Source organism: Streptomyces sp. NPDC007205 (genome assembly GCF_040634095.1).
In the GTDB taxonomy this organism is placed as follows: domain Bacteria; phylum Actinomycetota; class Actinomycetes; order Streptomycetales; family Streptomycetaceae; genus Streptomyces.
In genome coordinates this window covers 51,935-66,150 of record NZ_JBEYEW010000035.1, presented here as the reverse complement: position 1 = coordinate 66,150, position 14,216 = coordinate 51,935, and the positions used below count along the sequence as shown (strand labels likewise).

General features: G+C 69.0%; 15 protein-coding genes and 2 pseudogenes. 13 read left to right on the top strand and 4 right to left on the bottom strand.

Annotated elements, in window-relative coordinates; all coding sequences use genetic code 11:
• The 3 genes and pseudogenes from ABZ624_RS35110 to hemL all read right to left on the bottom strand — a co-directional run.
• Positions 1-401 (bottom strand): annotated as a pseudogene (locus ABZ624_RS35110) (hypothetical protein); the annotation flags it as partial.
• Positions 402-548: 147 nt separating this feature from the next.
• Positions 549-1,208: a histidine phosphatase family protein gene (locus tag ABZ624_RS35105; RefSeq protein ID WP_360098356.1), complete on the bottom strand. Its 660-nt coding sequence runs from the start codon at positions 1,206-1,208 to the stop codon at positions 549-551.
• Positions 1,209-1,255: 47 nt separating this feature from the next.
• Positions 1,256-2,572, bottom strand: coding sequence for a glutamate-1-semialdehyde 2,1-aminomutase (gene hemL / locus ABZ624_RS35100; RefSeq protein ID WP_360098354.1), 1,317 nt, complete (start codon positions 2,570-2,572; stop codon positions 1,256-1,258).
• Between the two features lie 573 nt (positions 2,573-3,145).
• Here hemL and ABZ624_RS35095 point away from each other — a divergent pair.
• Positions 3,146-3,583: a hypothetical protein gene (locus ABZ624_RS35095; RefSeq protein WP_003974483.1), complete on the top strand. Its 438-nt coding sequence runs from the start codon at positions 3,146-3,148 to the stop codon at positions 3,581-3,583.
• A 67-nt stretch (positions 3,584-3,650) separates the two neighbouring features.
• Here the strand turns inward: ABZ624_RS35095 and ABZ624_RS35090 are convergent.
• Positions 3,651-3,995 (bottom strand): annotated as a pseudogene (locus ABZ624_RS35090) (site-specific integrase); the annotation flags it as partial.
• A 2-nt stretch (positions 3,996-3,997) separates the two neighbouring features.
• On the opposite strand from ABZ624_RS35090, the gene ABZ624_RS35085 reads away from it, so the two are divergent.
• The 12 genes from ABZ624_RS35085 (at position 3,998) to ABZ624_RS35030 (ending at position 14,065) form a co-directional block, all read left to right on the top strand.
• Complete coding sequence (locus ABZ624_RS35085; RefSeq protein ID WP_360098344.1) at positions 3,998-4,300, top strand: hypothetical protein; 303 nt, start codon at positions 3,998-4,000, stop codon at positions 4,298-4,300.
• The gene (locus ABZ624_RS35080) at positions 4,297-5,169 is read left to right on the top strand and encodes a phytanoyl-CoA dioxygenase family protein (protein WP_360098342.1); all 873 of its coding nucleotides are present in this window, start codon (positions 4,297-4,299) and stop codon (positions 5,167-5,169) included. Before ABZ624_RS35085 ends, ABZ624_RS35080 begins: the two co-directional genes overlap by 4 nt.
• Positions 5,166-5,414 (top strand): hypothetical protein, encoded by a 249-nt coding sequence (locus tag ABZ624_RS35075; protein WP_360098340.1) that lies wholly within the window; start codon positions 5,166-5,168, stop codon positions 5,412-5,414. The genes ABZ624_RS35080 and ABZ624_RS35075 overlap by 4 nt, the downstream gene beginning before the upstream one ends.
• Before the next feature lie 63 nt (positions 5,415-5,477).
• Complete coding sequence (locus ABZ624_RS35070; RefSeq protein WP_360098352.1) at positions 5,478-6,059, top strand: C1 family peptidase; 582 nt, start codon at positions 5,478-5,480, stop codon at positions 6,057-6,059.
• Positions 6,060-6,225: 166 nt separating this feature from the next.
• A complete protein-coding gene (locus ABZ624_RS35065; RefSeq protein ID WP_360098338.1) occupies positions 6,226-6,981 on the top strand; it encodes a hypothetical protein in 756 nt (251 codons plus the stop codon).
• A 399-nt stretch (positions 6,982-7,380) separates the two neighbouring features.
• On the top strand, positions 7,381-7,869 hold the full coding sequence (locus tag ABZ624_RS35060; protein ID WP_360098336.1) for a hypothetical protein: 489 nt from the start codon (positions 7,381-7,383) through the stop codon (positions 7,867-7,869).
• A 113-nt stretch (positions 7,870-7,982) separates the two neighbouring features.
• The gene (locus ABZ624_RS35055; protein WP_360098334.1) at positions 7,983-8,516 is read left to right on the top strand and encodes a hypothetical protein; all 534 of its coding nucleotides are present in this window, start codon (positions 7,983-7,985) and stop codon (positions 8,514-8,516) included.
• Between the two features lie 21 nt (positions 8,517-8,537).
• Positions 8,538-9,566: a hypothetical protein gene (locus ABZ624_RS35050; RefSeq protein ID WP_360098332.1), complete on the top strand. Its 1,029-nt coding sequence runs from the start codon at positions 8,538-8,540 to the stop codon at positions 9,564-9,566.
• A 19-nt stretch (positions 9,567-9,585) separates the two neighbouring features.
• Complete coding sequence (locus tag ABZ624_RS35045) at positions 9,586-10,920, top strand: Dyp-type peroxidase (protein WP_360098330.1); 1,335 nt, start codon at positions 9,586-9,588, stop codon at positions 10,918-10,920.
• Between the two features lie 585 nt (positions 10,921-11,505).
• Positions 11,506-11,844 carry a MerR family transcriptional regulator gene (locus ABZ624_RS35040; RefSeq protein WP_360098328.1) on the top strand — a complete coding sequence of 113 codons (339 nt, stop codon included), beginning with the start codon at positions 11,506-11,508 and terminating at the stop codon, positions 11,842-11,844.
• 230 nt (positions 11,845-12,074) lie between these two features.
• A complete protein-coding gene (locus tag ABZ624_RS35035) occupies positions 12,075-12,278 on the top strand; it encodes a cold-shock protein (protein WP_069779708.1) in 204 nt (67 codons plus the stop codon).
• Between the two features lie 245 nt (positions 12,279-12,523).
• The gene (locus ABZ624_RS35030; RefSeq protein ID WP_360098326.1) at positions 12,524-14,065 is read left to right on the top strand and encodes a DEAD/DEAH box helicase; all 1,542 of its coding nucleotides are present in this window, start codon (positions 12,524-12,526) and stop codon (positions 14,063-14,065) included.
• The last annotated feature ends 151 nt before the right edge of the window (positions 14,066-14,216 follow it).

Below are 14,216 nucleotides of genomic sequence, written 5' to 3'. Positions count from 1 at the left end.
GGCAGCAGGTAGAGCCCCGAGAGGAAGAAGGTCATGCTCGCGCCGTGCTCCTTGGCGAGGTCCAGGAAGCGCGGGAAGAGCCCGTTGCCGACCTCGCCGGCGCCGTCCCAGGAGAAGATGACGAACTGCGGCGGGGTCTGGCCCGGCTGCAGCGGTTCGGGCTTGGCCGGCTGGTGCGGCTGCTTGCCCGTGAACGACGTGGAGCCGTCCCCGATCGGCTTGCCCGGACGCGAGCCGGTCCCGTCGCCGTCGGCGTTCTTCCCCTGACCGGAACCGTCCGGGTGGCCGGAGCCGTCCGATGACGTGTGAGTCCCGCAGCCGGCCAGGGTGGCGGCGGCCGCCACGCCCGCGCCGAGTCCGAGCATTCCCCTGCGGGAGTGGGTCCGGGAGACGGTGCGCATGGAGATCCCCGATCGTTGCGCCTGTGGATGGTCACCCAGTCAGAGGGCGTGACGATCGGGGAGGTTCCGTTGATTTGTATGGTTTTCGTAACGGGTAGCGAAAAAGTATGCTAAGCGACGCCAAACGGACCGTCAGAAACCCCTGGTTCAGGCCCCGAAGGCCTTCCCCTGGGCGGTACCCGCGCCCTTCTGCGGCTTGGCACCGGCCCGCAGATGGGCCGGGACGAGATCGATGGCGGGCTCGCTGTAGCCGACCGACACGATCTTGTCGCCCAGATATGTGAAAGTCGTCAGGGAGGCGAGCGTGCACTGCCGCTTGCGCGGGTCGTGCCACAGCCGCCGCCGCTCGACGTAGGACCGCACGATCCAGACCGGCAGCTGATGGCTGACCAGCACCGCCTCGTGCCCGCGCGCCCGGTCCTTGGCCGCGTTCAGCGCGCCCATCATCCGCACGACGATGTCGACGTACGGCTCACCCCAGGACGGCTTGAACGGGTTGACCAGGTGCTTCCAGTTGTCGGGCTGGCGCAGCGCACCGTCCCCCACCCCGAAGGTCTTGCCCTGGAAGACGTTGTCGGCCTCGATGAGCCGCTCGTCGCTGTCCAGGTCGAGGCCGTGCACCTTGGCGACCGGGGCGGCCGTCTCCTGCGCCCGCTCCAGCGGCGAGGCACAGACGTACGTCACGTCCCGCGCGGCAAGGTGCTCGGCGACCCGGTCCGCCATCTGCCGCCCCAGCTCGGACAGGTGGTACCCGGGCAGCCGCCCGTACAGGACCCCGTCCGGGTTGTCGACCTCACCGTGCCGCATGAGGTGGACGACGGTGACGTCCTTGTCCCTGTTGCCGTTGCTGATGCTCACGCGGTGGCCTCCGCAGCCGCCCGGGCCGCCGCCGGAAGGGCGTCGGCGATCTTCTGGATGGCCCGCTCGTCGTGGGCCGTGGACACGAACCAGGACTCGAAGGACGACGGCGGCAGGTAGACGCCGTTCGACAGCAGCGAGTGGAAGAACGCGGTGAAGCGGTACGACTCCTGCCGCTTGGCGTCCTCGTAGGTGCGCACCTGCCGGTCGGTGAAGAACACCGAGAACATGTTGGAGGCGGTCTGCACCCGGTGCGCGACACCCTCCTTGCCGAGCGCCTCGCCGACCAGGGACTGGATCTGCGCGGAGACGGCGTCGACCTTCTCGTAGGCGGCGTCGTCGAGCAGCCGCAGCTGGGCGAGCCCGGCGGCGGTGGCGACGGGGTTCCCGGAGAGGGTGCCGGCCTGGTAGACGGGCCCGGCGGGGGCGAGGTGGGCCATCACATCGGCCCGCCCGCCGAAGGCGGCGGCGGGGAAACCGCCCCCCATGACCTTCCCGAAGGTCATCAGGTCCGGCCTGACCCCGTCGATGCCGTACCAGCCGGCGCGGCTGGTACGGAACCCGGTCATGACCTCGTCGGAGATGTACAGGGCGCCGTTCTTGTGGCAGGCGTCCTTGAGTCCCTGGTTGAACCCGGGGCCCGGCGGCACGACACCCATGTTGCCGGGCGAGGCCTCGGTGATCACGCACGCGATCTCACCCGGGTACCGGTGGAAGGCCTCCTGCACGGCCTCCAGGTCGTTGTACGGCAGCACGATCGTGTCGCCGGCCTGGGCGCCGGTGACACCGGGGGTGTCAGGCAGCGCGAACGTGGCGACCCCGGACCCGGCGGCGGCCAGCAGCGCGTCCACGTGCCCGTGGTAGCACCCGGCGAACTTGATCACTTTGGACCGGCCGGTGAACCCACGGGCGAGGCGGATCGCGCTCATGGTCGCCTCGGTGCCGCTGCTGACCAGCCGCACCTGCTCCACGGGCTCGACCCGCGCGACGATCTCCTCGGCGAGCGCGACCTCGCCCTCACCGGGCGTGCCGAAGGACGTACCACGGGCGACGGCCTCCTGGACGGCGGCGATGACCTCGGGGTGCGCGTGCCCGAGGATCATCGGCCCCCAGGAACAGACGAGGTCGACGTACTCGCGGCCATCGGCGTCGGTGAGGTACGGGCCCTGGCCGGACACCATGAAGCGGGGCGTGCCGCCGACGGCGCGGAAGGCGCGCACCGGCGAGTTCACACCGCCGGGCGTGACGCCGGAGGCGCGGTCGAAGAGCGCCTGGGAGGCGGGCGCGTCGTAGGGATAGGGCGTTTCGCTCAGGGCACTCATGACCTGCTGCTTCTCCGGCTTCTTCGGACTCCGGCTGCTGGGGTGACCTCCTCAGGGTAGGCCGCGACCCGGCGGGCGCGTGGCCCGCCTCAAGATCCAAGCGCCGCCATCCGCCATCTGCGAGACTGAAACCTGATACACACAGCTCTCACGCACGTAATGATCAGAGGCCGGACAAGAACCCGTGGACTGGTTGTTCCACCGCACGTTTCGGCGGGCGGCCGTGGGGGAGGTCACTGACACGATGATCGGGTTGCGCGGCGGGGGCCACGCGTCCTAGAAAAGCAGTCGGGTGGAGATATGCATCGCGGTGGCGGACTGGGCGAGGGGACTGATGACCTGGGTCCTCGACGTGCCCGGCGGGGAAGGCACCGGCGCGACGCGGAGGAATCGACCGAGGCACGGCAGAGCGACGCACGTCAGACACAGGGTGTACCGGGAGAGCCCGAGCGGTACGACCGGCAGGGTGATCGGCAGCTGGAGAGCCGGCTGGAGCGACCGATCGACGGCCGGTCCGACCACCGGGCCGACCGCCTGAGGGCGGGGAGCAGGAATGGTGGTCGGGTGGGGGTGACGTACAAATACTTCGGCGCGCCGGACGGCGCGACCGCGGCCCGTGTCCCCATCTCGATGCGTCCCGAGGAACTCGGCGGCGACGAGCTGGGCATGAACGGCATGTTCACCAAGATCAAGCCGGAGACCATGGCCGCGATGGTCCTGACCGGCATCGAAGGCGTCCCCCTGCACAAGGTCCCGCCCCTGGAACTGGTCGTCCTGCACCCCGACTACGCGGTCGTCAAGCTCCCCATGACCGTCGTCGACCCCCTGCGCGGCATCGGCGAGGAGGCGGTCGGAGCGGCGGCCTTCATCTGGTCGACGGTCCCGGACCGGGGCGGGCCGCGGGATGCGTTCAATGTGTACCAGTTGCTGCACGAGTGGCAGGATTTTTCGCACCGGCTGCATGAGGCGGGGCATCAGCCGTATTGCCTTGTGTGGCCCTGAGCTGGGGTTTCGTGGGGTTCGGGCGGGGTCTTCGGGCCTCGCCCTTTTTGGTGCCGGAGGGGGGCCGTCAGGCGGCCAGGGCACATTGGGGGCACATTGGTTTTGCTGGGGGTGCTGATGTGCCCTGGGCTGCGGGCGGGTCGCCGTCGTCTTCCGCCCCGGTTTCCGCTTCCGCTTGTTCCGTGAAGGCGTCGTCGATCGCCTTGCGGGTGCGGGTCTCGCTGGACGGCAGCAGGTGCGTGTACGTCCGGAGCGTGAAGCCCGGGTCCGAGTGGCCGAGATCCTCGGAGAGCGCCTTGATGCTCTCCCCCGCGTCCAGGAGCACGGAGGCGTACGCGTACCGGAGGGCGTGCATGCCGTCTTCCGGGGCCGCCTGGAGGTAGCGCGCGCCCCGCTCTCGGGGAGGGATCACCCATGGTCAACATCCGCGTCGCGATCGACGCGGCGCTGCGCCGGAGGGCGGTGGGCAAGGACCACGCGGAACTGTTCCTGAAGACCGCCAAGGTCCTGTACTTCCCGCAGCGCACCAGCACCGCCGCCCTGCACCAGCTGAAGGGCACCATGCCCGAACCCGACCGACAGCGCCTTGCCGGCTACCTGCGGTCCCCCGAGGCTCCGGATGCCAAGCGGGAAGACGCGCTCGCCCTGCTGGACCGGATGCGGCAGGACGCCGAACAGTACGAGACCGTGCCCGTCCCGGAGGTGGCTGCCCGATGACCACGACCGCTCCCGACCTCGCGGAACGGTTCCGCACCGACGGATTCGTCTTCCCCGTGAACGCGCTCACGCGTGCCGAGGCCGACCAGGCGCTGGCAGAGTGCCAGACCTACTTGCCTGCGGTGAGCGCAGTGGGCGGCGCCCTGGCACGGTACGCGGCCTTTCCCAAGATCCACCTGGTCGCCTCCTGGGCCGATCGGATCGTGCACCACCCCGCGATCCTCGACGCCGTCGAGTCACTGCTGGGACCCGACCTGCTGGTGTGGTCCACCAACCTCTTCATCAGGCCCGCGCCCAGCGGTAGTTCACTCGCCTGGCACCAGGACGCCGTCTACCTGGGCCTGGACGACTACCAGCAGCACGCGGCACGCGTCTGGGTCGCGCTCACCGACACCACTGTCGCCAACGGCACCATGCGCTACGCGCGGGGTTCCCACCTGCGCGGCGCGTTGCCCCATCGGTTCGGCGGTTCCGGTCTGGAGGACATCATGCGCGGTGAGGAGATCGCCGTCGACATCGACGAGGCGGCGGCTGTCGACGTTCTCCTTGACGCTGGCCAGTGCTCCGTGCACCACCTGGCCATGGCCCACGCCTCGGGCCCCAACCAGACCGATACTGGACGTTTCAACTTCGCAATCGACTACATCACACCGCGAGTCTCCCCCACCGCGGGCGAGGACAGCGCCCTGCTCGTCCGCGGCACGGACACCGGTGCTTTCCTGCCCGAACGCAGGCCCGAGTCCAACTTCGACCAGGCCGCCCTGAACGAGTTCTACTCCGCTGTCACTCGTCGCCAGAAGCGGATCGACCAGACGGTCCTGAAACGGAACGCCGGGAAAGGCCCCGACACACCCCGGGACTCGTCGTGACGACGGCACGCCCTACTGGCAAGGACGCCGACTCCGCGGTCTCCGAAGCCGCCGACGCCGACTGGCTGTCCGGGATCGTGCCTCCCTGGTGGACGGCCGGAAGCGTCCCTCACCGGATGGACCTGTCCGGCTGGATGCCGCCCGTGATCGACCAGGGGCAGGTCCCACTGTGCACCGCCGCGGTCACTACGGCGATCGCCGGCTATTACGCCCGCCGGGCCAAGCAGCTGGAGTTCACCCCCTGAGTCCTTTTCAATTACCGGCTCTCGCGCCGGCTCGCCGGTTCCGCGGACCGCAAGGGCTCCCGTCTGGAACACAGCTTCCGCGCCTGGGCAGAGTCGGGGCTGTGCGAGGAGGCAGCCTGGCCGTACGACGAACTCGGTCGGACCCGGGTCGACCGGGATCCGCCCGAGCACTGCCACATCACCGCGCGGCACTCCCGCCCGATCCCGCGTCCGCTGCGCGCGCCGGACGGGGCCGGCCTGCTCGACCTGGCGCGCCGGTCCATCGCGCTGGGCATCCCTGTGGGCGTGGAGATCCGGCTCTGCCCGTCGATCTCCATGTCCCTGCTGAACGGCGGTGTCATTCCCGTACAGCTGCCCACGGAGCAGTCGGTGGGACCTCATGTGGTGCTGTTGACCGGCTACGACGACGAGGCGGACACCGCTCCCTACGACCGGGGTACCGGCTCGGGAGCCTTCCGCGTCCGGAACAGCTGGGGAGCCGGCTGGGGGGTCCAGGGCTACGGCCTCCTCCCCTATCCTTCCTCGAACAGCAACTCACTGGCGAGAACTGGATTGTCGTGGAAGAGGACTGACAGAAACAGTGAGTGCGGCTCGTCCGGAAAGCTCTCTTTTCGGCCCGCGTCTACGAAAGAAAGCAGCCAGTAGGGGCCTTCGCGTCGCTTGGCCGCGAAGAGCCAGCGGGGATAGTAACCAGTGAACCTAACACCCCCGAGAGGAAAGTTGGTTGACGTTGCGGAGGTTCCTGGCGACCACCGCCCGATGGGCGGCACCTACCGTTGTCCTCGCCCAGGTCTGCCTCTTATGGACCGGCGTGTTCAGCCTCGGCGAGGCGGTGGCGGTCGGACTGCTACTCGAACTCCTCCTGGCTGGGATCGTGATCACCGAATTCACCCTTGCCACGCGGGCCTACAAGACCTCCCGGAGCCGGGGGGCCGACGGGCAGGAGGCCCTCAACCAGGCGCTATCCACCGTGCTCCCTGCCCCTGTGGCCAAGGCGATGGGGATGGAATTCGGCCTTTTCCGCGCTCTTTGGCGCTGGATCCGTCGCAAGCCGGACGCACCGGAAGGCCACCAGATCCTGACCTACGGCTCGGAAATCAAGCCAATCATGTGGACAATGGTGTTTCTCGTGCCTCTGGAGATCCTCGCCGTCGAGTTCCTCGTCCCCTGGTCCGTGGTGCGCATCATCCTGCTGGCGCTCTCCATCTACGGAACCCTCTGGGTGCTCGGCTTCATCGCGGCACTGTCCATCCGCCCGCACAGCGTCGGCGACGGCAAAATGGTGCTGCGATTCGCCCACTTCGTGCAGATCGCGATCCCGCTTGACCTCGTCGAATCGGTCCGCACGACCCGGCACAGCGGCTATCGCAGAGCTGTCCAGATCAACGACGGCGTCCTGGCGATGCCAATCGGTGACTCCACCACCCTGAGCGTCAAGCTGCGCGAGCCGTACTCTGTGGCGCCCAAGCCCGGGAAGCCGTTCCAGGAGGTGCGAGAGGTCCGCTTCGCCGCGGACAACACTCGTGAAGCCGCCCGTATCCTCACGGCGAACATCGTCGCCGACTGATCCGGCTGTCGACCCTCGACGGTCGTGGTCGCCGAGGGCACATCCAGGGCACATGAGCCTGGGAAACGGCGTTGACCGGTGAGAACTACGGAGAGGAGTTTTCCCAGGTCAACGCATATTCCACCGAGAAACCCCAAGTCAGCGCCCTCCCGCCTCCATTCGCTGCACGAGTGGCAGGATTTTTCGCACCGGCTGCATGAGGCGGGGCATCAGCCGTATTGCTTGGTTTGGCCCTGAGCTGGTGTTTTGCTGGGTTCGGGCGGGGCTTTCGGGTCCCGCCCTTTGTCATGTGCCGGGAGGTCCGCGCTGACCGGCGTACGGCAACCTGGCCGTGCGGTGCGCAACGCGCGTGACGACACTGGAACCGTGGAAGGCCGGCCTCCCTCGCAGCCTGCGGACGTGCCCCCGTCGGACGCTGCCGAGGGGCACGAATACACGGGGGCCGTGTACGGCTCGCTGCTCGCGGCCTCGGTGGTGGTCGGAGCGGGCTCACTCGGTTCCTTCCCCCGGCTTCAACTCGTTCTCCTGCTGCTGTGCACCGGCATGGTGTCCTGGGCGACCCACGTGTACGCCCGGCTCTTCCTGGAACGGATCAAGGGCGCGCCGGTGGGCCGGAAGGCGATCCGTGGAGCGTGTGCGGCCGAGTGGCCCATCATCATGGCGGCCGTGCCACCGGCCGTGGCGGTCGCCGTCACACCCCTGCTGGGCATCGGTCCGAGAGGGGCTCTGTGGCTGGCCCTGGGCGTAGCGCTGGCCGGGTATGTCGGCTGGTCCACGCTCGCCGCCCACCACGCGGGGGCCACACGCCGGGCTGTGGTGAGCGCAGGGGCGGTCAACCTGCTGCTCGGCCTGGTCGTCGTTCTCTTCAAGGTCGCCATCAAGCACTGACGCCGTAGCGTCCGAGCCGTTGATCACCCTCCCGCTCATCAGGCGTCCCCCGCCGTCGAGTGCGACGCTGGAAGTGGTCCCGCCCCGGCCTCTGGAACACAGGAGGAGCCGACATGGAGATCAAGCCGCAGGCGGTCGTCATCCCCAAGGACACCGGCCAACTGGAACAGGGGAAGTACGGCCCCGTCTTTCCGAGGACCCCGGCCTGCTACGGCTTCACCATCGTCGCCAAGGTCAAACCGGGCCGGGCCGACACGATGCGGGAGTACGGCCTCACCCTGGCCAAAGCGCTGGAGCAGGACCCGTACCTTCTCGCGCCTTTGAAGCTGCACTATCTGCGCTGGGTTCTCTTCGACGACGACACGCGTTTCATGTATCAGGGGATCTTCGACACCGACTTCGACAAGTACACCGAGGACGCCGTCGCCCTCTTCAGCAAGGCGGGTGTGAGCACCGCCTTCGAGAACCTCGAAGGATTTCCCGAGGACTGGCGGACCAACCCCGAGGCGTTCGTGCGCTTCGTACGGGAACACCACTGTCCGAGCTTCATCGAGTACGGCGAGTACCCGTACGTGACGGCGGACGAGATCAAGAAGGCGTTGCGGATCAAGAACGCCCTGTCAGAGATGCTCGACCAAATGCAATGAGACGACCAGACGGTCGGACGTATGAGACGAGTGGCAATGAGCGAGGTCCGGACCGCGCGCACGTACAACCAGAGGCACATTCCACGGGAGTACACCCCTGGCGGGCGGCGGGTGAGCATCTATGTCTCGTGGAGCTATCCGGCCGAGGCCGGCCGCAACCCGGCCGAGCTGGACAACCGCTTCTCCACGATGACGGAGGTCAGGCGGGCGGCGTGGCCGGCGTACGAGGACGCGCAGTGGTCCGACCCGTATCGGTTCCAGCAGGGCGTCGCCGGATCGCTGGAGCTGTTCTTCTGGGCCTGGGTGCCGTTCCAGGACTTCGTCGAGGAGGTCACGGGGCACCCCGTGCCGGTGTACCAGCGCATCGACCAGGCGGGTTTCTTCACACCGCTCGACGAGCGGGTGCTCGACGACACGGACGTCCTGTTCGTGTTCGGGCTGGACCACGCGGTCACCGAGCAGGAGGCACAGCCCGGGGAGATCGAGGCCATGCGGGCGTTTCTCGCCCGGGAGGACACCCGTCTCGTCCTGGGCCCGCACCACGATGTCGGCGCATCGGACGATCCCTCGGTACGGGAGATGGAATACCGCCATCACGGCGATCCCCTGGTGCCACGCCAACAGCGGTTCGCCACCTACGTCAGGGACGTGATGCAGGGCCTCGGAGTACCGGTCATGAACCGGTACGGCCTGCGCCCGGCAACCCGTGAGGGCAACCAGATCGTCCCTCTGTCCACAGTCCGGGACCTGGACCCGAAGGACTGGCTGGACGGGGTGACGAACTTCAACTTCCACATGCACCTGCCGCACTACGACGTGACGACCGACGAGCCGGACACCGTCCACGTGCTGGCCAGGCAGCCGATCGACATGTCGAGGCCGCATCCGTTCACCGAAGCCGGCAACACCGAGTTCAACATGTTCCTGTGGATGCCTCCCGGCGGCGAGCGAGCCGGTGATCTGCTGCTGGCGGACTCGACGATCTTCAGCTCCTTGTTCGGCGGGGACGAAAGCCTGCGGAACTTCTGGCGAAACCTCGTCTCCAAGTAGGGCCACGGGGAGGTCGACCATGAGCGTTCACCCGGAGGCCGCGCTCGAACTCGACGACATCCAGCGCGGGGTTCTCAGCGCCCGGCCGACGCCTTACGCGGCGACGTACCTCGCCTTCCGCATCGACGACCGGGGGCACGGGCGGGAGCTGATGCGGCGCGCGAGTACGGCGGTGACCTCCGCGGCGGACACGGTCAGTCCCTTGGGAGAGACCTGGGTGAGTCTGGCCGTCACCTGCCGCGGCCTGGAGGTGCTGGGGGTACCGCGCGCCTCACTGGACACGTTCGCGTGGGAGTTCCGGCAGGGGATGGCGGCCCGTGCCAGAGCGCTGGGCGATGTGGGGGACAGCAGCCCGGAGCACTGGGAAACACCGCTGGGCGGCCCCGACGTCCATGTGGTGCTCACCGCGGTCGCGCCGGACCCCGAGCACCTGGAGGCGGCGATCGACCGCGCCCGCCCCGCTTACGACCGGCTCGCAGGCGTGACGGCGATATGGCGGCAGGACTGCTACGCGCTGCCCACCGAGACCGAGCATTTCGGCTACCGCGACGGGGTCAGCCATCCCGCCGTCGAAGGCAGCGGGATACCGGGATCCAACCAGCTGGAAGTGCCGCTGAAGGCCGGCGAGTTCGTCCTCGGCTACCGGGACGAGATCGGCGGTATGCAGAGCCCACAGCCCACCGGGCTGGGCCGCAACGGCAGTTACGCGGTCTTCCGCAAGCTCCACCAGAACGTCGCCGAGTTCCGGCGGTACCTGAAGGACAACTCCACCGGGCCCGAGGACGAGGAACTGATCGCCGCGAAGATCATGGGGCGCTGGCGCAGCGGTGCTCCCCTGGCACTGGCACCGCAGGCCGACGATCCCGCGCTCGGCGCCGACCCGCACCGCCGTAACACCTTCCTGTACAAGAGCGACGACCCGACGGGATTCACGACGCCCGGCGGCAGCCACATCCGCCGCGCCAACCCCCGCGATGCCGCGGTAGCAGGAGAGGTACGACTGCACCGCATGATCCGGCGCGGCGCCGTCTACGGCCCGCCGCTGCCCGAAGGAGTGCTGGAGGACGACGGCGCCGACCGCGGCCTCATGTTCGCGTTCATCGGAACACACCTCGGGCGGCAGTTCGAGTTCGTCCAGACGCAATGGATGAACGACGGCGTCTTCTTCGGCGCGAACGACGCCAAAGACCCCGTCACCGGATCCCACGACGGGTCCGCCGGCTACACCATCCCCCGCCGCCCGGTGCGCCGGCGCCTCGCCCCACTGCGGCGGTTCGTCGTCACCCGAGGAGGCGAGTACTGCTTCCTGCCGAGCCTGACCGCGCTGCGCCGGCTGGGCGAGCTGGAGGACTGAGAGGGCGTGACGCGGGCGTGACGCAGGCCGTGGCGCCGCCGCGAGGGAAACGCCAGGGACACCCCGCACATGCTGTTCAACGCCGTCACCGTGATCTTCGTCGCGGCGACCATGTTCGCGGCCGGACTGGGGGCACCATCGCGGCGCTGCGCCGTGGACCAGCACCCGGGTGAAGCCGGCTGCACGTCCGCACTCGGCTGCCTTCGCGGGCAACGACTCGATCGGCAGGAGATGGCTCGCAGCCGGCAGGCCGGCCGGCATCTCCCCCTCCCCCCTCGCCGCTCCGGACGGCGGCCGCGACCGGCACAGAGTCCTTGCCCGGGACCTGCTGGATCATCTGGTCGGCCCAGCCGCTCGGACCTTCCGGCCCGAGCCACCGGACCCCACGCGAAGGCGCCACCGCCCGGCAGCCGCTGATCACTCGTGTCGGGCGCGGCGGGAAGTGATCGGCTGAGCGCCCAGCTCTACGGCGGGGGAAAGCCTGTCATGGCGAGCACACATCTTCGTGCCTGCCGGGGTTAGGGTTGTCGCACGACGCAGACGGTGGCCGGGCCCCTCGACCGCGTCCTCGAAACGAAGGGTGCTATGCCCGCTGAAAACACTCCTGTCGCCGGCAACCTCGATGACGACGACTATCCCGCCTACACGATGGGGCGCGCCGCCGACGTCCTCGGCACCACCCCCGCCTTCCTCCGGGCCGTCGGTGAAGCCGAGTTGATCACTCCGCTGCGTTCGGAAGGCGGCCACCGCCGGTACTCCCGCCGCCAGTTGCGCGTCGTCGCGCGCGCCCGTGAGCTGGTCGACCAGGGCACCCCCATCGAGGCCGCGTGCCGCATCGTCTCCCTCGAGGACCGGCTCGACGACGCCCTCCGCCTGAACCGGGAAATGCGTCGGAGGCTGGACGGCCAGGACACGGATACCTAGTCCCGCGGCTACAGAAATACAGGCAGCAGCCGCATACGATTTCCCGGGCAATCCGGAAAACGCATGGGGCTGCCGGTCGACCTGTGTTAGCGTGATACCAGTTGCAGTTTTGGTTACCAGAGACTTGTTTCTTTGCGGAGCTTTCCGGATCCTTCCGGAGGGGTGATCATCGCGGCGACTCGGCTCCGTAAAGTGCGGAGTCCGGCACTGCCCCCCAAGGGAGATTCAATATGGCATCTGGCACCGTGAAGTGGTTCAACGCGGAAAAGGGCTTCGGCTTCATCGAGCAGGACGGCGGCGGCGCTGACGTGTTCGCCCACTACTCGAACATCGCCACCCAGGGCTTCCGCGAGCTTCAGGAAGGCCAGAAGGTTACCTTCGACGTCACGCAGGGCCAGAAGGGCCCGCAGGCCGAGAACATCGTTCCCGCCTGACACTGACGCGAACTGTCGCGAGCCAGTGGTTCGCGCATCATGAGGCTGGGGCCCGCGCTCTTGGGGTGCGGGCCCCAGCCTCATTGGTTCCACCACTCTCCGGATCTACCGGACCGCCGCCCCCTGCTTCAGCACGACGAGGCGCGGCACTTCTTGTTTTTCTTCGGCTCATTCTTGCGAATCCTTGTGCGGTTGTCGCCGTCGAACGGAATTCCTCGATACGCCGCATCGAGGAAGGTTCCTCAATGAACCGCACCCGCCGCACCGACGGCACTTCCGGTGGCTTCCGCGGGGACAGAAGGTCCACGCGTTCGACGAGCTCCGCTCCCGGCAGCCGCTTCCGTACGCAGGGGGCCGGCCGCCAGGGCCCCCGCCCGGGCAGCAGACGAAACGGCCAGGGCGCACGCTCCGCCCCGCGCCAACAGGAGTTCGCCCTGCCGGTCACCCTCACCGAGCCGTTGCCGGCGGTCGAGACGTTCGCCGAGTTGGACATGCCCGCACATCTGCTGGCCGCCCTCGCCGCCGAGGGCGTGACCGTGCCCTTCCCCATCCAGGCGGCCACACTGCCGAACGCGCTGGCCGGCCGGGATGTCCTGGGCCGGGGCCGTACCGGCTCGGGCAAGACGCTCGCCTTCGGCCTGCCGGTACTCGCCCGTCTGGACGGCCAACGGGCCCAGCCCCGGCAGCCGCTGGCCCTCGTCCTCGTACCGACCCGGGAACTGGCCCAGCAGGTCACCGACGCGCTCGCCCCCTACGCCCGCGCCCTGCGCCTGCGGCTCGCCACCGTGGTGGGCGGCATGTCCATCGGCCGGCAGGCGAGCGCGCTGCGCGGCGGCGCCGAGGTCGTCGTCGCGACGCCCGGCCGCCTCAAGGACCTCCTCGAGCGAGGAGCCTGCCGACTGGACCAGGTCGCCGTCACCGTCCTGGACGAGGCCGACCAGATGGCCGACATGGGTTTCATGCCGCAGGTGACCGAACTGCTCGACCAAGTCCCCGCCGGCGGCCAGCGGTTGCTGTTCTCGGCCACCCTGGACCGCAACATCGACCTCCTGGTGCGCCGCTACCTCCACGACCCCGTCGTGCACTCGGTCGACCCGTCCGCGGGAGCCGTCACCACCATGGAGCACCATCTGCTCCACGTGCACGACGCCGACAAGGACACCGCCGCGACCGAGATCGCCGCCCGCGACGGACGCGTGATCATGTTCCTGGACACCAAGCACGCGGTCGACCGGCTGACCAAGCACCTGCTGTCCGTCGGGGTACGTGCCTCGGCCCTGCACGGCGGCAAGTCCCAGTCGCAGCGCAACCGGACCCTCGCACAGTTCAAGGACGGCCACGTCACGGCCCTGGTGGCCACCAACGTCGCCGCCCGCGGAATCCATGTCGCGGGCCTCGACCTCGTCGTGAACGTCGACCCTCCCGGCGACCACAAGGACTACCTCCACCGTGGCGGCCGTACCGCACGCGCCGGCGAGTCCGGCACCGTCGTCACCCTTGTCCTTCCGCACCAGCGGCGCTCGATGGACCGGCTGATGGCCGACGCCGACATCACCCCGCGTACCGTCCGGATCCGCCCGGGCGAGGCCGAACTGCACCGCATCACCGGCGCCCGGACCCCCTCCGGCGTACCGGTCACCCTCACCGCACCGGTCGGCGAGCGAGCCGAACGGGGCAAGCGTGCCGGGTCCGCCGCCCGCGGTCGCGGGGGACGGACCGCTGCCCGTGGCGGGAGTGGACGGGCCGCCGCCCGGACCCGTCGCTCCGCCCCGAGGAGCAACCCCTAGCCCAGGCCCCGGCACGCGCTCCCGGTGGTCGGGGCGAGCCGTCGCCCCTCCTGCCCGTCCCGACGAAGAGGAGAAGCCCTTGACGCCGCTTCCGCCCCGCTCACTCCCGGCAGAGGACACCGACGGCACCGGTTTGACCGCCCGTGACGCC